The sequence below is a fragment of the Nonomuraea salmonea genome (genome assembly GCF_042428605.1).
Taxonomy (GTDB): Bacteria; Actinomycetota; Actinomycetes; order Streptosporangiales; family Streptosporangiaceae; genus Nonomuraea; species Nonomuraea salmonea.
Genome location: NZ_JBHMCF010000012.1, coordinates 197431 through 216906 on the forward strand (window position 1 = coordinate 197431; position 19476 = coordinate 216906).

The window sequence follows — 19476 nt, forward strand, 5'->3', positions numbered from 1 at the left end:
GATCTTCTGGGCGGTTCTTCCGGGTGGATCTTCTGGGCGGTTCTCAGCGCACCTTGGCGGCGGCGATCGGGCTGACCCTGACGACCCCGGCCAGGTTGCGGGTGCTCACCGGGACGATCTTCACCACGTCTCCGGTACGTGGCGCGTGCAGCATTTTCCCGTTACCCCAATAAATCGCCACGTGGGAAATGTAAGCGGGATTTGTCGGGTCGTTTCGCCAGAAAAGCAGGTCGCCCGGCTGCGCCTGCGCGTATGCCACCTGCGGCCCCGTCACCCACTGCTGATGCGTCACCCGGGGCATGCGCACCCCGGCCTGCGCGTAGGCCCACTGCACGAGCCCCGAGCAGTCGAAGGTGTCGGGCCCCTCGGCGCCCCACACGTACGGGCGGCCCAGCTTCGACACGGCCGCCCTGAGCGCCACCGTGAGCTGCTCGCCCGTCATGAACGACCCGGCCGGCCAGTTCTGGGTCACCTTCTGCTTCGGCTGCGGCAGCACCGGGTTGACCATCGCCACCTGCGTGCCCTTGGGCAGCCTGGCGAGTATGCGCTTGCGCAGCACGTCGGAGTCGGCCTTGGGCGCGCTGACGATGAGCGCGTTGTCGCGCGGCAGGCCCAGGCTGCGGCCGATGTCCTTGGAGACGACGGCGTCGACGGCGCCGAAGCCGGTGGTGGCGTACGCGCCGACCCGCAGGTGCAGCGACTGCCCCGCGGAGACCCGGCTGTGCAGCGGCAGCCCGCCGTCGTTGCCCAGCACGAACGAGACCGCCACGTCGCCGGCCGCGACGTTCTGCCACAGCGCGTCGGACGAGGCGGTCACCTTGGGGGTGTAGGCGCGGAACGTGGACGGGTTGACCGCCAGCGTCTGCACCCGCTTGCCGTCCAGCATGATCGAGGCAGCGTCGGCCAGCTCGAGCGCCCGCACGCCCGGCACCTTGGCCACCTTCTGCAGCAGCTCCTGGGTGAAGGGCTTGCGGGTCAGCACGAACAGGTTGGGCTTGTGCAGCTTGCTCAGCGGCGCCACCGGCTGGACGGCCGGCCCCGTGGGTGAGGCCGCCGGCGACGCCTGGACGCGCTCCGGCCGCTTCTGCGCCAGCAGCGACTGCTTCGGCGTGGCGCGCGGCACCTCGGGCTCTAAGAGGCTCTCGGGCTGCGCGAGTAAGAGCACGTCGGCGGTCAGCACCGCGACCAGGGCCACCACGATGAACGGCACCAGCCTGGCCGTGTTACGCCGCCGCCGGTTCCTGACCAGGAAGCTCAGATCCTGGCGGATTCCCGACCCATGCGAAAATGCCGCCGGGCCATCGGGGGCCCGGCGGTCGTCGTTCGGTGGGGTCAGTTGCCGATGTACGGCACAGCCTCGAGGATCTCGACGGTGTTCTGCCGTCCGTTGGGCATGGAGTAGGTCGCCTTCTCGCCGATCTTCTTGCCGTTGATCGCCGCCCCGAGCGGGGACTTGGGCGAGTAGACGTCGATCGGTGCTCCGCTCTCCTCGCGGGAGGCGAGCAGGAAGGTGACCTCGTCGTCGTCACCGACGAACCGGATCGTCACGGTCATGCCGGGTCCGACGACGCCTTCGGCCTTGGGGGCCTCTCCGACCTGGGCGTTGTCGAGGATCTGCCTGAGGTGGAAGATCCGGGCCTCCATCTTGCCCTGCTCGTCCTTGGCGGCGTGATAGCCGCCGTTCTCACGCAGGTCGCCCTCTTCCCGAGCGGCCTCGATCTTCTTGGCGATGTCGACGCGCCCGGGACCAGAGAGATATTCGTACTCCGCCTTCAGACGGTCGTACGCCTCCTGCGTCAGCCATGTGACGTTCTCATCGCGAGAGTCGGCCACGGGTTCTCCTTGCTTGCCTAGGGGGCCCTGAGATCACTTGAGGTTGCATACGGTTGAATTGCGAAAGGCTAACAAGTCCGTCGCTCGAACGCTTCCCCAAATGTCTCACTATACGAGATTGCAGTACTGGATGTGGACGGAAGTCGCCTGACCGCTCGTGTCGAGGCTTTCCTTGAGCTGCTTACTACCCTCACCAGCCGGGATTCTTACTTCCTTGCTGCCCACTTCCGCGTGATCGACGTCCAGCGCCCTGATCCGGCAGACGGCCACCCTATCGTCGGGCTTGTACACCTCAAAGGTGATCTCCGCCCGCGTCGGACCGGTGATCTCGAACGTCACCACCTGTGACGGCGCCTCCGACCCGCCCGCCGTCATCGACCACATCACGTAGCCCCAGCCGCCCGCGATGATGGCCACCAGCACGCCTATCACCACGTGGACGACGAGCCGGCCGCCTCTCCTGGGCCGGTCGGGGAAGTCGTCGGGTGTGCCGAGAACGGGCCCGTTCCCGGCATCTCTGGTGACCATGGCGGAATCTCCCTGCACTCCCTCGGCGTTATCCGAGACAATTGTCGCCCGCGAGGGGTGTGCCCTCGCGACCGCCCAGCAGAAACTAACCTCTCTGGGCGAGTGACCGGTCCCTACTGAGGAGCTTCGAGCCCGTGAGTGCACCGTTGAGGCTGATGGCCGTCCACGCCCACCCCGACGACGAGTCGAGCAAGGGCGCCGCCACCATGGCGCGTTATGTGCGCGAGGGCGTGGAAGTGCTGGTGTGTACGTGCACGGGCGGTGAGCGAGGATCCGTGCTCAACAAGAAGATGGACCGGCCCGAGGTCGTAGCCAACATCGCGGAGGTGCGCAGGGCCGAGATGGCGCGGGCCCGCGAGATCCTCGGCGTGCAGCAGCGTTTCATGGGCTTCGTCGACTCCGGGCTGCCGGAGAGCGAGGACGAGGCGCTGCCTGAGGGCTGCTTCGCGCTGCAGAAGCTTGAGGACGCCACCGCGCCGCTGGTCGCCGCGATCCGCGAGTTCCGTCCGCACGTGATCATCACGTACGACGACGACGGCGGCTACCCGCACCCCGACCACATCATGACCAACAGGGTCTCGGTCGAGGCGTTCGAGGCGGCCGGCGACCCCGACCGCTACCCCGGCACCGGCGACCCGTGGCAGCCGCTCAAGCTCTACTACCACATGGGCTTCACCAAGGAGCGCTTCGAGGCGCTGCACGAGGCCATGATGGAGCGCGGGCTCGGCTCCCCCTACGCCGACTGGATCTCCCGCTGGGAGGACCGCCCCGCCAAGTGGCCGGTCACCACCCGCGTGCCGTGCGGCGACTACTTCGAGATCCGCGACCAGGCGCTGCTGGCCCACGCCACCCAGGTCGACCCCGACGACGGCTTCTGGTTCGTCTGCCCGCGCGAGCTGCAGCAGGAGATCTGGCCGACCGAGGACTACCACCTGGCCCGCTCGCTGGTCGACACCGCGGTGCCCGAGGACGACCTGTTCGCCGGCATCCACGCCGACGAGGTCGAACCGGCCTGCCACTGACCGGACCACGGCATCGCGGTGGCAGACTGGAGTCGTGACCGTTCTAGCAGCAGGTGAAGTCAGCCCGGGCCTGCTCGGGTTCGTCGTCGTGGCCGTGCTCGGTTTCGCGCTCTACATGCTGATCAAGTCGATGAACAAGCAGATGTCGAAGATCCAGGTGCCGCGCGAGCACGAGCAGGACACCGACCAGGCCGAGCCCGCCCAGGCGTCCGCCCAGGCGTCGGGCAATGCGGCGCGCGGCGCCGACGACAAGGGCGGCGAATAGATGGCCGGCGAGGTCGTCGACAACCCGGCGGAGAGCCGCTTCGAGATCCGCGTGGACGGCGAGGTCGCGGGGTTCGCCGACTATCGCCTGCTGCCCACGAAGATCGTCTTCCTGCACACCGAGGTCAAGCCCGCCTACGAGGGGCAGGGGCTGGCCGCCGCGCTGGTCGCCCACGCCCTGCGGGCCAGCGCCGACACGGGGCTGAAGGTGCAGCCGCTCTGCCCGTACGTCGCCAAATACATCAAGCGGCACCCCGAGTTCCAGGAGCTCCTCGACACCGAGGCCTAGCCCTCGCCCGACCAGGCGCGCTCCAGCGCCTTGGGCAGGCCCCACCAGCCGAGCGGGGTCAGCACGTCGTCGGCGTCCACGATGCCGAGCAGGCCCCACAGGCCCACCACCGAGGTGAAGAGGCTCTCGGTGGTGTGGAGGTCCTCGTCGTCCTGGTCGTCGATGTCGATGTCCTCCGACTCGGCGATCAGCCGTGCCATCCGCTCGGGCGAGGCCAGCACGCCTGGCCCCATCCTGACCAGCGCCGCCACCCCGGCCAGCCAGTCGGCGTGCTGGATGGCGCACAGGTTGGCGAGCGCGGTGTCCTCCTCGCTCAGCTCCCTGTCGAGGTCGGCGAACTCCTCCAGCACGTCGGCGCCCTCCGACAGGTCCGCGATCGGCCCCGCGATGCCCGCCGCGACCGTCAGCCACAGCTCCACGTCGTCGTCGGGCAGCGGCCGCTCGTCGAAACCCGCGCAGGCCCGCAGCACGCTGGCGGGGTAGCCGGGCAGGGCCAGCAGGGCGCGCAGCCTGGTGGCCGCCGTCTCCAGCTCCGCCATCGGCAGCTCGGGCTGCTTGGGCAGCTCGGCGACTATGCGCCGCAGCTCCGACAGCGCGAACTCCTCCTCCTCGTCCCAGGCCGAGAACAGCTCCTCGTCCAGCTCGTCGCTCACCGCGAACCCGGGCACCCGGCCGTCGGGCAGCGGCGTGCTCAGCCAGCTCTCCTGGAGCTCCTCGTACGCCGAGCGCGCCTCCTGGTCGCCGGCCGCCAGCGCGTCGGGGTCGATCTCCCCCGCCGCGACCTTGTCCTCCAGGTAGGCGACCAGCCGCGCGAACATCTCGGTCGCCACCGGCCCGCGCTCGTCCTCCTCAGGCCAGACGAAGTAGCTGGGCGTCATGAGGATCGGCTCGGTGCCCGTCGACTCGACCCACCGCTGCACGTCGCCCACCGTCGCCACGCCCGCCTCGATCGCGCTGAGCGTCGCCTTGGCCGACTCCCAGAAGGCCACCGACAGCGGGTTGCCCGCCGCGACCATGGCCCGCCGCAGGTCGGGCAGCGCCACGAGCGCCACGCCCGAGGGGACGGCGAGCAGGGCGCGCGCGACGTCCCTGCGGGTCACGGCCGTCGCCGGCCGGCCGGCATGCGCGCAGACGAACTTGATATCCACCCCTCGTAACCTACGCGTGCCCGCGCCATGCCGCACGTCACCGTGAGGTCCGCCACGACGGGGTGGCTAGGGTGGGCCGGGGAGGTCCTGATGAACCGCTTGAAAGACGCGACGAGCCCCTACCTGCTCCAGCACGCGGCCAACCCCGTCGACTGGTGGCCCTGGGGTGAGGAGGCGTTCGCGGAGGCGCGGCGGCGTGATGTGCCCCTGCTGATCAGCGTGGGCTACTCGGCTTGTCACTGGTGTCACGTCATGGCTCACGAGAGTTTCGAGGACGCCGAGACGGCCGCGTTGATGAACGAGCACTTCGTCAACGTGAAGGTCGATCGCGAGGAACGTCCCGACGTCGACGCCGTCTACATGAACGCCACGCAGGCCATGACCCGTCAGGGCGGCTGGCCGATGACGGTGTTCGCCACGCCAGAAGGCCATCCGTTCTACTGCGGCACCTACTTCCCGCGGCCTCAGTTCAGGAGGCTGCTGCAGGAGGTGCACCGCGTCTGGACGGGCGACCGCGACTCCGTCGTCAGTCAGGGCGCCAAGGTCGTCGAGGCCCTCAACGCGCACACCTCGCTGCCCAGCGGGCCCGAGCCGGGCGAGGAGACGCTGCGGCAGGCCGTAGGGAATCTGCGGGAGTCGTTCGACGCGGCCTCGGGCGGGTTCGGCGGCGCGCCCAAGTTCCCGCCGTCGATGGTGCTGGAGTTCCTGCTGCGCTCGGGCGAGCGCGAGATGAGCGTCAAGACGCTGGAGTCGATGGCCCGCGGCGGCATGTACGACCAGCTCGGCGGCGGTTTCGCCCGCTACAGCGTGGACGACCGCTGGGTGGTCCCGCACTTCGAGAAGATGCTCTACGACAACGCCCTGCTGCTGCGCGTCTACACGCACTGGTGGCGGGCCGGCGGCGGCGAGCTGGCGCGGCGGGTGGCGCTGGAGACCGCCGACTGGATGCTGCGCGAGCTGCGCACGCCCGAGGGCGGGTTCGCCTCCGCGCTCGACGCCGACAGCGAGGGCGTGGAGGGCAAGTTCTACGTCTGGACGCCGGACGAGCTGCGCGAGGTGCTCGGCGAGGACGACGGCCGGTGGGCGGCCGGGCTGTTCGAGGTGACCCCGCAGGGGACGTTCGAGCACGGCGCCTCGGTGCTGCAGCTCCTGCGCGACCCCGAGGACCCGGCCCGCTACGACAGCGTGCGGACCCGGCTGCTGGCCGCCAGGGAGCGGCGGATCCGTCCCGGCCGCGACGACAAGGTGGTGGCCGCGTGGAACGGCCTGGCCATCGCGGCGCTGGCCGAGACCGGCGTCGCGTTCGAGCGGCCCGATCTGGTCGCGGCGGCCACGCAGGCGGCCGAGCTGCTGGCGGACGTCCACGTCGACGGTGACCGGCTGCTGCGCACCTCCAGGGACGGCCGGGCCGGCACGAACGCCGGCGTGCTGGAGGACCACGGCGACCTGGCCGAGGGGCTGATCTCCCTCTACGGCGTCACCGGCGAGCCCAGGTGGCTCCGGCTCGCGGGCTCCCTGCTCGACACCGTGCTCGACCGGTTCTCCGATGGGGCCGGCGGCTTCTACGACACCGCTGACGACGCCGAACGCCTCTTCCAGCGTCCCCAGGACCCGACCGACAACGCGACCCCCTCAGGCCAGTACGCGGCCGCTGGGGCGCTGCTGTCGTACGCCGCCCTGACCGGCTCCACCCGGCACCGCGAGGCCGCGCAGGCCGCGCTCGGCACCGTGTCGGTGCTGGCCGGCGGGCACGCCAGGTTCGCCGGGTGGGGGCTGGCCGTGGCGCGGGCGGCGCTGTCGGGGCCCGTGGAGGTCGCGGTGGTGGGTGCGGCCGACGACCCGCGTACGGCGGAGCTGCACCGCGCGGCGCTGCTCTCCGACGCGCCCGGCCTGGTGGTGGCGCTCGGCCGGCCCGGCGGCGACGGCTACCCCGCCCTGCTGGAGGGGCGCGGCCAGGTCGGCGGGGCGCCCGCGGCGTACGTGTGCAGGGGCTTCACCTGCCGCATGCCCGTGACCACCGTCGAAGCCCTCGAAGCCGAACTGGCCGGCTGAGCCGGGTCAAGCCGCGGGCTGGCGGTCGCGGCCGTCCTGGGGGCGGGTGTCCTGGAGGTCGTCCTGCTGAATGGACGGCTGGTCGGGCTCGTCCGTCTCCGGCGGCGCCGTCTCCTCTGGCGGCCCGCCCGAGCGGCCCAGGTCGTCGGGCAGCTCGTCCGTCGGCGGCTCGTCGGTGGGCGGCAGGACGGGGTCGGACTCGGGGCCGTCCCAGCCGGGGTCGGCGGGCGGCGCGGTGTAGTCGGGCCTGGGCAGGTCACGGTCGCGGTCGGGCTCGGTGTAGCCGGACGACCAGCCGTACTCGGAAGGCTCGGGGAACTCCTCGACGGGCTTGCCCGCCATCGCCTCGGTCATGAACGCCCGCCAGATCTGCGCCGGCAGCTGCCCGCCGAACTGCGTGCCGTAGCCGGGGATGGTGACGGTGGCGTTGTCGTCGCGGAACATGTCGACCGCGACCGAGAGCTGCGGGGTGAAGCCGTTGAACCAGACCGACTTCGACTCGTCCGTGGTGCCCGTCTTGCCGGCGACGGGGCGGTCGTAGAGCCGGGCGGCGGTGCCGGTGCCGTATTTGACGACCTGCTGCATCGCGTACGTGGTGTCGGCGGCGGCCTGCTCGCCGACCACCTTGGTGGCGACCGGCTCGACGACCTGCTCGCGCCCCTCGGCGTCGGTCACCGACTTCACCACGTGGGCCTCCATGTGCACGCCCTTGTTGGCGAAGGTGGAGAAGCCCGAGGCGTTCTGGACGGCGCTGACGGACGCCACGCCGAGCGGGAAGGCGGCGGCGTGCTTGTGCTGGTCGAGCTGGGACGCGGGGATGCCGGCCGCCTCGGCGACCTCGGCCACCTTGTCGAGCCCGACCTTCTGGCCGAGGTCGACGAAGGCGGTGTTGACGGAGTTCTGGGTGGCGGAGATCAGGTTGATCTGCCCGTACGAGCGGTCGCCGTCGTTGGGGATGGCCTGCGCGGCCGAGGCGACCCGCAGCGGCGAGTTGCCGTCGACCCTGGTGGACAGGTCGAAGCCGTTGTCGAGCGCGGCGGCCAGCGTGTACGGCTTGAACGTCGACCCGGCCATGACCTTGGCCGAGAACGCGCTGTCGTAGTACTTCGACTGCGACGGCTTGCCGCCGTAGAAGGCCACGACCTCGCCCGTGGCGGGGTCGACGGCGGCGAGCCCGGTGCGCACCTTCTTCGGCGTGGCGTCGGGCAGCACCTCGGTGACCGCCCGCTTGGCGGCCTGCATGAGCTTCTTGTCGAAGGTCGTGACGATCTTGAGGCCGCCGCTGTTGATGTCCTCGTCGCTGTAGCCGCGCCGGTTGAGCTCGGCGGTGACCTGCTCCAGCATGTATTGGGCCTGGCCCTTGAGCTCGAACGGCTTCTTCGGCTCGACCAGCTCGGGGAAGCGCTCGGCGGCCACCTGCTGCGGGGTCAGCGCGCCGGTCTGCCCCATCGCCTTGATCACCGACTGCCAGCGCGCCCTGGCCGCCGCGAGGTCGGAGCCCTTGGGGTCGGCGAAGCGGCTGGGCTGCTGGATCACCGCCGCCAGGTAGGCGCCCTCGGCCACGCTGAGTTTCTCGACGTCCTTGCCGAAGTAGGCGCGGGCGGCCGACTGGACGCCGTTGGCGCCGCGGCCGAAGTAGATCGTGTTGAGGTATTGCTCCAGCACCCAGTCCTTCGACTTGGACTGGTCGACCTTCACCGCGATGAGGATCTCTTTGAACTTGCGGGTGACCGAGCGCTCCTGGCTGAGGCCGCTGTAGTAGTTGCGGACGAGCTGCTGGGTGATGGTGGAGCCGCCCTGGAGCTGGCGGCCGGTGAGCGTGGACCAGACGGCCCGCGCGGTGCCCTTGACCGACACGCCGGCGTCCTCGTAGAAGGAGCGGTTCTCGGCGGCGATGACGGCGTCGCGTACGTGCTTGGGCACCTGCGACAGATCGACCCGCCGGCGGTCGACGCCCTGCCGGGCCAGCACGCTCTTGCCGTCGCGGTAATAGATCACGGAACCCTGTGCGGTCGCCTGCTTCTGGGTCTCGTCCGGAATGGGAGTCAGTGCCCACGCAACGGCGAAAAGCCCGATCAGTACGAGGATTCCCGCGCCACTGGATATCAGGACTATTCGGAGAATCCGCCGCTTCCGCATTCCTTTTCCACCACCACTACGCACCCTTCGGCCACCCCCCTCGTCGACCCTCGCCCAACCCCCGCAAGCTGGGCGAATGCCAAGGGTAAACGATCCACAACGGTGCCTCGTCCCTAGCGATACTACGACCGGCGGCCCTCGCGACGTGGAACATCGGCGACCAAAGGCAGCACTCGGTAGGGAACCGGAGTGTCCAGGGCGATGATCGAATTAGTCCGGAGTACGCCCCGTACATCGACGATCAAATCGATAACCCGCTGCAAATCGGCGTTCGTCCGCGCCACCACGCGGCAGAGGAGATCGCTGTCGCCGGTGATCGTGTGCACCTCCAGCACCTCGGGGATGGCCGCGAGCCGGTCGGCCACCGGGTCGTGCCCGGCCACCTGCCTGATCTCCATCGTCACGAACGCCGTCACGCCGTAACCCAGCGCGGCGGGCGACACGTCGGGGCCGAAGCCGGTGATCACGCCGCGGTCCATGAGGCGGTCGAGCCTGGCCTGCACGGTGCCGCGCGCCACGCCGAGCCGGCGCGAGCACTCCAGCACGCCGAGCCGGGGCTCGGCGGCGAGCAGGGCGATGAGGCGGGCGTCGAGGTCATCGATCGTCATGCTGTACAGATTTACCGCCTATGGCGGGCTGATACTAGGCAGATTGTGCACTCATACAAGTAACTCTTGCGCAACTCGTCCAGGAAAATCGAGAGTTGGTGGTATGAGTGATGTCTTTCCGGTCAACGGCATGGACGCCGTGGTGTTCGCCGTGGGCAACGCCAGGCAGGCGGCCCACTACTACTCGACCGCTTTCGGCATGCGGCTCGTCGCCTACCGGGGCCCGGAGAACGGTGATCGGGACACGGCCGCGTACGTGCTGACCTCGGGCGGCGCCACGTTCGAGTTCCGCGGGTCGCTGCGGCCCGACACCGACCTGGCCCGGCACGTGGCCGCGCACGGCGACGGGGTCATCGACCTGGCCATCCAGGTGCCCGACGTGGAGGCCGCCTACGCCCACGCCGTGGCGCACGGAGCGCGAGGGCTGGCGGAGCCGTACACGCTGGAGGACGAGCACGGCAAGGTGCAGCTCGCGGCCATCGCGACGTACGGCGAGACCCGGCACACCCTGATCGACAGGTCCAACTACGGCGGCGCCTACCTGCCCGGCTACGCCGCCGCCGAGCCGCTGGTCGCCCCGCCCGCCACCAAGAACGGCCGGCTCTTCCAGGCCGTCGACCACTGCGTCGGCAACGTCGAGCTGGGCAAGATGGACGAGTGGGTGGAGTTCTACCGGAAGGTCATGGGCTTCACCAACATGGCGGAGTTCATCGGCGACGACATCGCCACCGAATACTCCGCGCTCATGTCCAAGGTCGTCGCCGACGGCAGCCGCAAGGTCAAGTTCCCGCTCAACGAGCCGGCGGTCAGCCGCAAGAAGTCGCAGATCGACGAGTACCTAGAGTTCTACGGCGGACCGGGCGTGCAGCACATCGCGCTCGCCACCAACGACATCCTCACCACCGTCGACCACATGCGCGCCGCCGGAGTGCGCTTCCTCGCCACCCCCGACTCCTACTACGACGACCCCGAGCTGCGCGAGCGCATCGGGCGGGTGCGGGTGCCGATCGAGGAGCTGAAGAAGCGCAAGATCCTCGTGGACCGCGACGAGGACGGCTACCTGCTGCAGATCTTCACCGAGCCGGTGCAGGACAGGCCCACGGTCTTCTTCGAGCTCATCGAGCGGCACGGCTCGCTCGGCTTCGGCAAGGGCAACTTCAAGGCGCTGTTCGAGGCCATCGAGCGCGAGCAGGAGCGCAGGGGCAACCTTTGATGTAGCCGGTGGTTTGCCTCGGCGGGGCGGCGGTCATCCATCCCCGCATGGGACTGCCGCCTCCGGGGCTGGCGGGGCGCTGGCGGCGGTTGTTCGCCGGCGTGCTCGACTGGCTGATCGTCAACGTCATCACCACCCCCTTCACCTGGACGACCTGGACCTACGCCTGGGACGCGGGCGTGTGGGCGCGCTATCCCGTCGAGCACACCTTCTTCGCCGGCCTGGTCGCCTTTCTCTACTTCTGGCTGCTCCACGCCTTCTGGAATGGTCAGACTCTGGGAAAGAAACTCTTCGGCATCCGTGTCGTGGCGGAATCCGGCGGCAGTATGGGCGTGGGGCAGGTCGCCGTCAGGCAGGCCGTGGAAAGCGTGCTCATCTGGTTCTGCTGCCTGGGCGCGTTGCTCGATCTCGGCTGGATCCTCTTCGACCCGCGCAAGCAGGCCCTGCACGACAAAGCCGCGAGGACCGTCGTCGTCATCGCCTGACTCAGCGTAAACTTCTGGTCACGATACGAAGGGGGCTCGTATGCGTTTCACCAGAAGCGGGGTGGCGTTGCTGGCGGCGCTCAGCACCTTGACCGCCTGCACGGCGAGCGACGAGCCGCCGCCGATCGGCAACTCGGTGGTCGGGGGCGAGCGCGCGGGGGCGGCCGGCATCGGCGACCCCGACTTCCCGAAAGACGGAAACGGCGGCTACGACGTCGCCCACTACGACCTCGACGTCACCTACACGCCCAAGGGCAAGCGCCTCGACGGGGTCGCCACCATCCGCGCCGCCGCCACCCAAGACCTGTCCAGCTTCAACCTCGACCTCACCGGCCTGCACGTGCGCGGGGTGACCGTCGACGACGCGGCGGCCACCTTCACCCGGCAGGGCTCCGAGCTGACCGTGCGCCCGGCCAAGGCGATCGGCGCCTCGTCCTCCTTCACCGTCAAGGTCACCTACTCCGGCCGGCCGAGGCCCGCCAACGACAGCGCCAACCTCGGCACCTACGGCTTCATCCCCACCCCCGACGGCGCCTTCGTGGCCTCCGAGCCCAACGGCTCCAAGACCTGGTTCCCCAGCAACGACCACCCCGCCGACAAGGCCACCTTCGACTTCACCATCACCGTGCCCGCCGGGGTCACCGCCCTGGCCAACGGCGAGATGACGGCCAAGCCCGCCACCAGGGGCGGCCTGACCACCTACAAGTGGAGCGAGCGCCACCCCATGGCCACCTACCTCGCCACGGCCACGCTCGGCAAGTTCGACCTGCGCGAGGGCAAGACCGCCGCCGGCATACCCAACCTCGCCGCCACCGACCCCAGGTTCAAGCGCTCGCTCGACCACCTCTACACCGCCTCAGGCGAGATCACCGACTACTGGACGACGGTCTTCGGCCCCTACCCGTTCGCCTCCACCGGCGGCGTCGTCGACGACTACTCCGCCGGCTACGCGCTGGAAAACCAGACCAAGCCCCTTTACGGCGGCTTCGAGCCCGACGAGGCGATCATCGCGCACGAGCTGGCCCACCAGTGGTTCGGCAACAGCCTGACCGTCAAGCGGTGGAAGGACCTCTGGCTCAACGAGGGCTTCGCCACCTACGCCGAATGGCTGTGGTCCGAGCACAAGGGCACCAAGACCGCCGACGCCACGTTCAACGAGCTCCACGCGCGGCCCGCGTCCGACCCCATGTGGTCCTACCCGCCCGGCCGCGCCAAGCCCGACGACCTGTTCAACCAGTCCGTCTACACGCGCGGCGGCATGACGCTCCACGCGCTGCGCAAGGCCATCGGCGACCCCACGTTCTTCACCCTGCTCAAGACCTGGACGGCCGAGCACCGCTACGGCAACGTCACCACCGAGGAGTTCATCGACCTGGCCGAGCGGCTGTCGGGCAAGGACCTCGGCCCCCTCTTCGACGCCTGGCTCTTCCAGCCCAGCCGTCCCGCCTGACCGCGCCCGGAAACGCTTCCCGCCGCCCGGTCCAAGTAGGGGTGTAAGGGCGAACGACGAAGGGAGCGAGGCCGGTGCGCCTCAACGAAGACCCCGGGGCCTTTGAGGCCTTCTATCGCCGCCACGTCGACGCCGTCCAGCGGTTCGTGGTCCGCCGGGTCAGCGACCCCCACCTGGCCGCGGACCTGACAGCCGACGTCTTCCTGGCGGTGCTCGACTCCGCGCACACCTACCGCGCCGGCCGGGGCAGCGAGGTCGCCTGGCTGTACGGCATCGCACGCAACGTGGTGTCGGCCCAGCACCGGCGGGCGGCTCGCGAGTCGCGGGCCACCGGCCGGGTCGCCGGGCGGCGGCTGATGGACGACGACGACCTGGCCAGGATGGAGGAGCGCATCGACGCCGAGCGGCGGATGCGCGGCGCTCTCGAGGCCATGGCGGTGCTGCCCGAGGGCGAGCGGGCGGTGCTCGAGCTCGTCGCTATCGACCAGCTCACCGTCACCGAGGCCGCAGCCGCGCTGGGCATCAGGCAGGTGACCGCGCGGGTCAGACTCCACCGGGCCAGACGTGCACTCTCCGGCGTCGCTTCGCCATCGGCCGTGTACGTGGAAGGACAGACGTGAGCACCTTCGAGGACCGCCTTCTCAGTGCACTCAAGGACGAGATGAGGACGAGGATGGCGACAGAGACGACGCCGGAAGTGACGCCGGGGGCGACGCCGGGAGTGACGCCAGGGGTGACGCCAGGGGTGGCCGCGCCCGCACGGCGCCCGCGCCGGCTGGTGGGGCTGACCGCCGCGGTGGCGGGGGTCGCGGCGGCCGCCACGGCGGTGGTGGTGCTGGCCGGGGTGGGCGGGAAGCCCGCGTACGCGGTCGGCAAGGGCTCCGACGGCGGGGTGACCGTACGCATCCACGCGTTCACCGACCCCGACGGCCTCGAACGCGACCTGGCCGCGGCCGGCGTCCCAGCGGCGGTGGACTATCTGCCCGAGGGCCAGACCTGCAAGGCGCCGCGCGGCCGTCACGCGGACGCGGGAGGTGCCTTCGCGACGGGCATCCGTAAGGACGGCGACGGCATCGCGTTCACCATCGAGAAGGGCCAGGTCCCCAAGGGCTCCACACTGGTCCTGACCGTCTCGAAGAGCGCCCAGGGCGACGCGGCACCTCCCGCCGCCACCAGCCTGGAAATCGTCGAGGGCCAAGTGGCTCCATGCGAACCCACCTCCCTCCCCCTGCCGCCCCCCGACCAGGGCAGGCCCGGCGACCAGCAGGACGAGGGCCCGTCAACGAACTCCCGCACCGACCCCGACAACGGCCCCACCCTCACCACCACCCACCCCTGACGAGGGCTCGACCCGGTGCCCCTCCCCGAGCAGCGACGGGCACCGGGCCTTCAGACTGCCGTGGCCTGAGCTCTCCGGCCTTCGCAGGCAAGGGGCGCGTCGCTCTCCGGGCCCCGCAGATCGAAGCGCACGTCGCTTCCCGAGCCACATAAGCCGAAGGCCGCATCCCTCCCCCGGTCCCGCAGGCCGAAGCACGCGTCGCTCCCCGAGCCTCACAGGCCGAAGGGAGCGTCGCTTTCCGGGCCTTTGGACCGGGGGTCAGGTGGGCCAGTAGCGGTCGGCGGCCAGGTGGAGGGCGGCGGCGCCGACGAGGCCCGCGTCCTGGCCGAGTGCGGCGGGCAACACCTCGATGTCCCGGGCGAAGCCCATTCTGGCGTGCTCGCGCAGCGCCTCCTCCAATGGGCCGAACAGCGGCTCCCCCGCCTGCGCCAGCCCGCCGCCGACGGTGACCAGGCCGAGGTCGCACAGGTGCGTGGCGGAGGCGATCGCCACGCCGAGCGCCCGCCCGGCCCGTCGCATCGCCCGTACGGCGACCGGATCCCCGGCCAGCGCGTCCGCCGCCAGCTCCCGCGCCGTCACCTCCCGATCCTCCCGGTACGCGACCCCTTCCCCGTCAAGACCACTCCCGGCCGCCTCCCGACCCTCCCGGTACGCGACTCCCTCCCCGTCAGGACCGCTCCCGGTCAGCACGCGACCCACGGCGGCATTGGCGTGGGGTGCGCCCTCGCCGGCCCGTTGAGCGGTCCGTACGTGCGTCCCAGCGGACCATCCGGGCTCGCCACCTGCGGCGCCGAGTCCTACAGCGATGTTCGGCTGGGCGGTGATCGGTGCGGGGACGGGAGCCGGGGGTTTGCGGGGGTTCGGGTGCCAGCCGTTCGCCAGGGCCCAGGAGGTCAGGGCGGGGCCGCGGGCCACTGCTTCGAGGCAGCCGTGGCCGCCGCACGTGCAGCGAGGGCCGTCGTGGGGCTCGACCACGACGTGGCCGATGTGCCCGGCGTTGCCGGTGCGGCCGTGGGCCAGGCGGCCGCCCAGGATCAGGCCGCCGCCCACGCCGGTGGAGACGACCATCCCGAGCATGTCTCTGCTGCCGCGCCCGGCACCCAGCCAGTGCTCGGCCACGGCCAGGCAGACGGCGTCATTGTGCAGGCGTACCGGTAAAGAGGGGAACTGCTCCGCGAGACGGGCGCGCAGCGGGAAGCGCCGCCAGCCGGGGATGTTGAGCGGCGAGACCTCGCCGTCCGGCCAGCTCATCGGACCGCCGCAACCCACCCCCACCGCCTCCGCGTGACCCGCGAGGGGCTCGACCAGGGCGATGAGCGTACGCCAGAGGGTCTCGGCGTCCGCGCCCTGCGGCGTCGCGACCCGCCGCGATCCGGTTACCGTCCCGTCGCGGGAGACCAGGCCGGCGGCCAGCTTGGTGCCGCCGACATCGATGGCGAGGATCACGAAGTCCCGACCCGCAGGACAGACACGGCCGGCCCTGAGCCCCGGTCGGCGGGCAGCGTCACGGCGTGCTCGAAAGACCCGTCAGCGGGCAGCGTCACGGCGTGCTCGAAGGGCTGGAGAAGACCAGGACGGAGGCGGTGAAGCCGTGGACGTGGTTGTGGCCGGCGACCGGGCCGACCTCGCCGGCGGCGAAGAAGCCCGCCACGCCGATAGGGCCCAGCGTGTCGCGCAGCGCGACGGGGTCGTGGTCGGCGGTGCCGAACATGGCGGAGCCGCGGCCGTTGCAGGAGAACAGCAGTGCCCCGTCCACCTTGCCGATCTCCTCGCGGTGGGCGTCGAGCAGGTCGTAGAGATCCTCGTCGGCGGTGGCGGCGTCGCGGACCTGGAAGCGTACGGTCCTGCCGACCTCGACGACGTCCCCGATGGCGACGGCCTCCCTGTCGGGGTCGATGCCGATGACGCCCCGGATGAGGAAGTCGCCGCGTTCGTGGCGTTCGGCGTACTCGTCCATGGCCAGGCCGATCTGCAGCCCTGAGGCGACGAGCTCGCGGTCGTCCTCGTCGAGGTCGCTGACGATGTCCTCGAGGCGGGCGAGCGCGGGCTGCCCGGCGAGTTCCAGCAGCAGGTTGTCCTCGGAGGCGGTGACGACCATGCTGGGGCCGATCGGCCGGCAGCCCTGGCTCACCACCGTGCTGACCTTGATCGGCCCGCTGAGCAGCACGCCGATGGCGCCCTCGGTGTAGATCTCGCCGTCGGCGAAGAGGCGTACGGACCCGCGTCCCTGCAGCCCGTTGGCCAGCCCGCCGATGAGCGGCAGCTCGCCGAGCACGTCGACCGAGCGTTCCACGAACGCGTCGGTCGGGAAGGTGTACGGGTCGGCCAGCAGGATCGCCACGTGGTCGTCCCCATTGCGCTCCGGCAGCCCCACGACCACGAACCGGTCCTCGGCCGCCAGCGTCTCCAGCGCGAACGTGGTGAGCCGAGCACCCTCCAGGGTCGCCGCCCACGCGCTCACGGCGGGCGTCAGCTCCACCCCTTGACCGTCACCGATCACTCCGGTGGCGCTGCATCCGATCACGTGCGCTTCGGGCGCGAGTTTCATCGCGGCCTCGCCGGCCCTGGCGACGTCGTCGGGGTCGTCGCCGCAAATGAAGAAGCAGACCAGATCTGCTTGGCCGCTGAGCCTCGACAGTGCCTGGCCGACGGCGTTCTCCGCGGCCTCCACCAGGTCGGAACCCACGGCGAGGCCGTCGGCGAAGCGGCTTGTCATCAAGGCCACGGATCTCGCCTCCCTCGACATGTCCAAGTTCCCTAGGCCCGATTCTCCCCACTAAAGGGACAAGCACGCGCACGAACCGTCACCTAATAGTCAAGATCCGAAATCTCCGCCAGGTGCGAAAGTCTCTGCCACATTCCTCGCTGGGGACGTAGTCTCGTTCCCGTGCATCAGCCACGTATTCTCCGCGAGTTGCGAGAGAGCGGCCACGTTCATCGCAGCGTCAAAGCCGAGGTCCGGGAAAACCTGCTGGCCAAGCTGCGGGCGGGTGAGCCCCGCTTCCCCGGCATCGTGGGCTTCGACGACACCGTCCTGCCCCACCTGGAGCGGGCGCTGCTCGCCGGGCACGACCTGGTTCTGCTGGGCGAGCGCGGTCAGGGCAAGACCCGGCTCATCCGCACGGTCACCGGCCTGCTCGACGAGTGGACGCCGGTGATCGAGGGCTGCGAGATCAATGACCACCCGTACGCGCCGGCCTGCACCCGCTGCCAGGCTCTGGCGCGGGAGCTGGGCGACGAGCTGCCGGTGGCGTGGAAGCACCGCGACGAGCGCTACGGCGAGAAGCTCGCCACTCCCGACACCTCCGTGGGCGACCTGATCGGCGACGTCGACCCGATCAAGATCGCCGAAGGGCGCCGGCTCGGCGACCCCGAGACGGTCCACTACGGCCTGGTGCCGCGCACCAACCGCGGCGTCTTCTCCGTCAACGAGCTGCCCGACCTGGCCGAGCGCATCCAGGTCTCGCTGCTCAACGTGCTGGAGGAGCGCGACGTCCAGGTGCGCGGCTACAACCTGCGCCTGCCGCTCGACCTGCTGCTCATCGCCAGCGCCAACCCCGAGGACTACACCAACAGGGGCCGGATCATCACGCCGCTGAAAGACCGGTTCGGCGCCGAGATCCGCACCCACTACCCGCTGACCGTCGAGGACGAGCTGACGCTCATCCGCCAGGAGTCCATGCCCGACATCGGGGCCGACGTCCCCGAGCACCTGATCGAGGTGATCGCCCGCTTCACCCGGCTCGTCCGCGAGTCGACCGCGGTCGACGCCCGTTCCGGCGTGTCGGCCAGGTTCTCGATCGCCGCGGCCGAGACCGCGGCCGCCTCGGCGGTGCGCCGTGCCGCCATCATGGGCGAGGACCAGCCGGTCACCCGCGTGGTCGACCTCGGCTGCGTGGTCCACAGCCTGCGCGGCAAGGTGGAGTTCGAGGTCAGCGAGGAGGGCAGGGAGACCGAGATCCTGGCCCACCTGCTGCGCCGGGCGACGGCCGAGACGTTCAGGAGCCGGCTGGGCGGCATGGACCTGTCGCCGGTGACCGACAAGTTCGCCGAGGGCAACCAGGTGGAGTCGGGCGAGCTGGTCTCCGCCGGTGACCTGCTCACCCGCATCGGGCCGGTCGCCGGTCTCGCCAAGGTCATGTCGCGGCTCGGCATGGGCGCGGGCGAGGAGTCGCCCGGGCACGCGGCGGCGGCGCTGGAGTTCGCCCTTGAGGGTCTTTACCTGATGCGGCGGCTGTCCAAGGAAGATCTTGACGGCGTGACCGTTTACCGCACGTGAACATGTCGGCGGTCTCCCGCGTCAAAGGGGGTGAGTTCATCACTTAGCCGGGGGAGACCGTCATGCGCCTGCTTGCCTGCGCCACCGCCGCCGCTCTCGTCCTGGGCGGGTTCGCGGCACCCGCCGAGGCCGCCACGTCCGCGTACGGGTACGCGTGGGCCGACGGCCAGGGCCGCCTGCGGCTCGTGCCCAAGAAGGCGGCCCGGGTCAAGGGCACCAAGTTCCACCGGCTGGCGAGCGCCGCCGGGGTCAAGGAGCTGCGGCTCGGCTACGCCAAGGCCGCGTACGGGCGGGTAACGACGGCCTGCGACCTGAAGGAGACCGAGGGCAGGGTCGCGCTCGACGGCAACGGCCTGGGCCGTACGCGCTGCGCGCCCGCCGACCTGACCGCCTCGCTGGCCCGCGGGCCCGTGCCGGTGCGGGTCGAGTACCGCGGCGGCGCGGCGACCCGGGTCAACGAGATCCTGCTCAACGAGTGGCCCGCGCCGCGGACGGCCACGGGGACGATCAAGCGGGTGAACGACACCACCGTGCTGTTCGCGAGCGGCGGAAAGACGGTCAAGCTGGGTTACACGTACGCGACCACGTTCTCCCGCACCACGGCCCGCTGCGGCGACGGCTGGCTCACCGGCCGTCCGGTCAACGCGGACAAGAACGGCCTGGGCAAGAAACCGTGCAGGTGGACGGACCTGACGAAGGCCCTCAAGACCGTCAGGTACCCCGTCCTGGCGAAGGTCGACTACACGCCCGGCTCCGACGCGCTCAACCAGGTGTGGGAGGTCTTCGGCGACGCCTGAGCTCTCGGCGTAACACCACGGGGCTCGTTT

19 protein-coding genes are annotated in these 19476 nt (G+C 70.5%); 11 read left to right on the top strand and 8 right to left on the bottom strand.

Going from position 1 to position 19476, the window contains the following annotated elements; genetic code table 11:
• Positions 1-43: 43 nt before the first annotated feature.
• From ACFFR3_RS17360 to ACFFR3_RS17370, 3 genes are all read right to left on the bottom strand, one after another.
• A complete protein-coding gene (locus tag ACFFR3_RS17360; protein ID WP_379483434.1) occupies positions 44-1210 on the bottom strand; it encodes a C40 family peptidase in 1167 nt (388 codons plus the stop codon).
• Between the two features lie 122 nt (positions 1211-1332).
• The gene (greA, locus tag ACFFR3_RS17365) at positions 1333-1833 is read right to left on the bottom strand and encodes a transcription elongation factor GreA (protein ID WP_148437100.1); all 501 of its coding nucleotides are present in this window, start codon (positions 1831-1833) and stop codon (positions 1333-1335) included.
• Positions 1834-1941: 108 nt separating this feature from the next.
• A complete protein-coding gene (locus ACFFR3_RS17370; RefSeq protein ID WP_345390125.1) occupies positions 1942-2361 on the bottom strand; it encodes a DUF4307 domain-containing protein in 420 nt (139 codons plus the stop codon).
• Positions 2362-2495: 134 nt separating this feature from the next.
• Here ACFFR3_RS17370 and mca point away from each other — a divergent pair, with 134 nt between their 5' ends.
• The 3 genes from mca to ACFFR3_RS17385 are packed head-to-tail and all read left to right on the top strand — an operon-like array spanning position 2496 to position 3936.
• Positions 2496-3383, top strand: a complete 888-nt coding sequence (gene mca / locus ACFFR3_RS17375) for a mycothiol conjugate amidase Mca (RefSeq protein ID WP_345390128.1) — start codon at positions 2496-2498, stop codon at positions 3381-3383.
• Between the two features lie 34 nt (positions 3384-3417).
• Entirely contained in the window at positions 3418-3648 is a 231-nt protein-coding gene (locus tag ACFFR3_RS17380; protein WP_345390131.1) for a hypothetical protein, read from the top strand.
• Positions 3649-3936, top strand: coding sequence for a GNAT family N-acetyltransferase (locus tag ACFFR3_RS17385; RefSeq protein WP_345390135.1), 288 nt, complete (start codon positions 3649-3651; stop codon positions 3934-3936). It begins immediately after the preceding gene.
• Here ACFFR3_RS17385 and ACFFR3_RS17390 read toward each other — a convergent pair.
• Positions 3933-5084, bottom strand: coding sequence for a hypothetical protein (locus ACFFR3_RS17390; protein WP_345390138.1), 1152 nt, complete (start codon positions 5082-5084; stop codon positions 3933-3935). The genes ACFFR3_RS17385 and ACFFR3_RS17390 overlap by 4 nt on opposite strands.
• A 90-nt stretch (positions 5085-5174) precedes the next feature.
• On the opposite strand from ACFFR3_RS17390, the gene ACFFR3_RS17395 reads away from it, so the two are divergent.
• Positions 5175-7136, top strand: a complete 1962-nt coding sequence (locus ACFFR3_RS17395) for a thioredoxin domain-containing protein (RefSeq protein WP_345390141.1) — start codon at positions 5175-5177, stop codon at positions 7134-7136.
• Positions 7137-7142: 6 nt separating this feature from the next.
• Here ACFFR3_RS17395 and ACFFR3_RS17400 read toward each other — a convergent pair whose 3' ends face one another.
• A complete protein-coding gene (locus ACFFR3_RS17400; protein WP_345390144.1) occupies positions 7143-9134 on the bottom strand; it encodes a transglycosylase domain-containing protein in 1992 nt (663 codons plus the stop codon).
• Positions 9135-9397: 263 nt separating this feature from the next.
• Positions 9398-9883 carry an Lrp/AsnC family transcriptional regulator gene (locus ACFFR3_RS17405; RefSeq protein ID WP_345390147.1) on the bottom strand — a complete coding sequence of 162 codons (486 nt, stop codon included), beginning with the start codon at positions 9881-9883 and terminating at the stop codon, positions 9398-9400.
• A gap of 103 nt (positions 9884-9986) precedes the next feature.
• Between ACFFR3_RS17405 and hppD the strand changes: the two genes are divergently transcribed.
• The 5 genes from hppD (at position 9987) to ACFFR3_RS17430 (ending at position 14370) form a co-directional block, all read left to right on the top strand.
• Positions 9987-11096 (top strand): 4-hydroxyphenylpyruvate dioxygenase, encoded by a 1110-nt coding sequence (gene hppD / locus ACFFR3_RS17410; RefSeq protein WP_345390150.1) that lies wholly within the window; start codon positions 9987-9989, stop codon positions 11094-11096.
• 47 nt (positions 11097-11143) lie between these two features.
• Positions 11144-11581, top strand: a complete 438-nt coding sequence (locus tag ACFFR3_RS17415) for an RDD family protein (RefSeq protein WP_345390153.1) — start codon at positions 11144-11146, stop codon at positions 11579-11581.
• 40 nt (positions 11582-11621) lie between these two features.
• Positions 11622-13031: a M1 family metallopeptidase gene (locus ACFFR3_RS17420; protein WP_364371590.1), complete on the top strand. Its 1410-nt coding sequence runs from the start codon at positions 11622-11624 to the stop codon at positions 13029-13031.
• 74 nt (positions 13032-13105) lie between these two features.
• A complete protein-coding gene (locus ACFFR3_RS17425; protein ID WP_345390162.1) occupies positions 13106-13651 on the top strand; it encodes an RNA polymerase sigma factor in 546 nt (181 codons plus the stop codon).
• 53 nt (positions 13652-13704) lie between these two features.
• Positions 13705-14370 (top strand): hypothetical protein, encoded by a 666-nt coding sequence (locus tag ACFFR3_RS17430; RefSeq protein WP_379483435.1) that lies wholly within the window; start codon positions 13705-13707, stop codon positions 14368-14370.
• Between the two features lie 258 nt (positions 14371-14628).
• Here the strand turns inward: ACFFR3_RS17430 and ACFFR3_RS17435 are convergent, their stop codons facing one another.
• Together ACFFR3_RS17435 and ACFFR3_RS17440 are read right to left on the bottom strand one after the other, a co-directional pair.
• The gene (locus tag ACFFR3_RS17435; RefSeq protein WP_379483436.1) at positions 14629-15816 is read right to left on the bottom strand and encodes an ROK family protein; all 1188 of its coding nucleotides are present in this window, start codon (positions 15814-15816) and stop codon (positions 14629-14631) included.
• A gap of 94 nt (positions 15817-15910) precedes the next feature.
• Positions 15911-17086 (bottom strand): FIST signal transduction protein, encoded by a 1176-nt coding sequence (locus tag ACFFR3_RS17440; protein WP_345409397.1) that lies wholly within the window; start codon positions 17084-17086, stop codon positions 15911-15913.
• A 171-nt stretch (positions 17087-17257) separates the two neighbouring features.
• Here ACFFR3_RS17440 and ACFFR3_RS17445 point away from each other — a divergent pair, with 171 nt between their 5' ends.
• Both ACFFR3_RS17445 and ACFFR3_RS17450 read left to right on the top strand, forming a co-directional pair.
• A complete protein-coding gene (locus ACFFR3_RS17445) occupies positions 17258-18649 on the top strand; it encodes a sigma 54-interacting transcriptional regulator (protein WP_355416648.1) in 1392 nt (463 codons plus the stop codon).
• A 62-nt stretch (positions 18650-18711) separates the two neighbouring features.
• Positions 18712-19446, top strand: a complete 735-nt coding sequence (locus ACFFR3_RS17450; RefSeq protein WP_345390174.1) for a hypothetical protein — start codon at positions 18712-18714, stop codon at positions 19444-19446.
• Positions 19447-19476 lie beyond the last annotated feature (30 nt).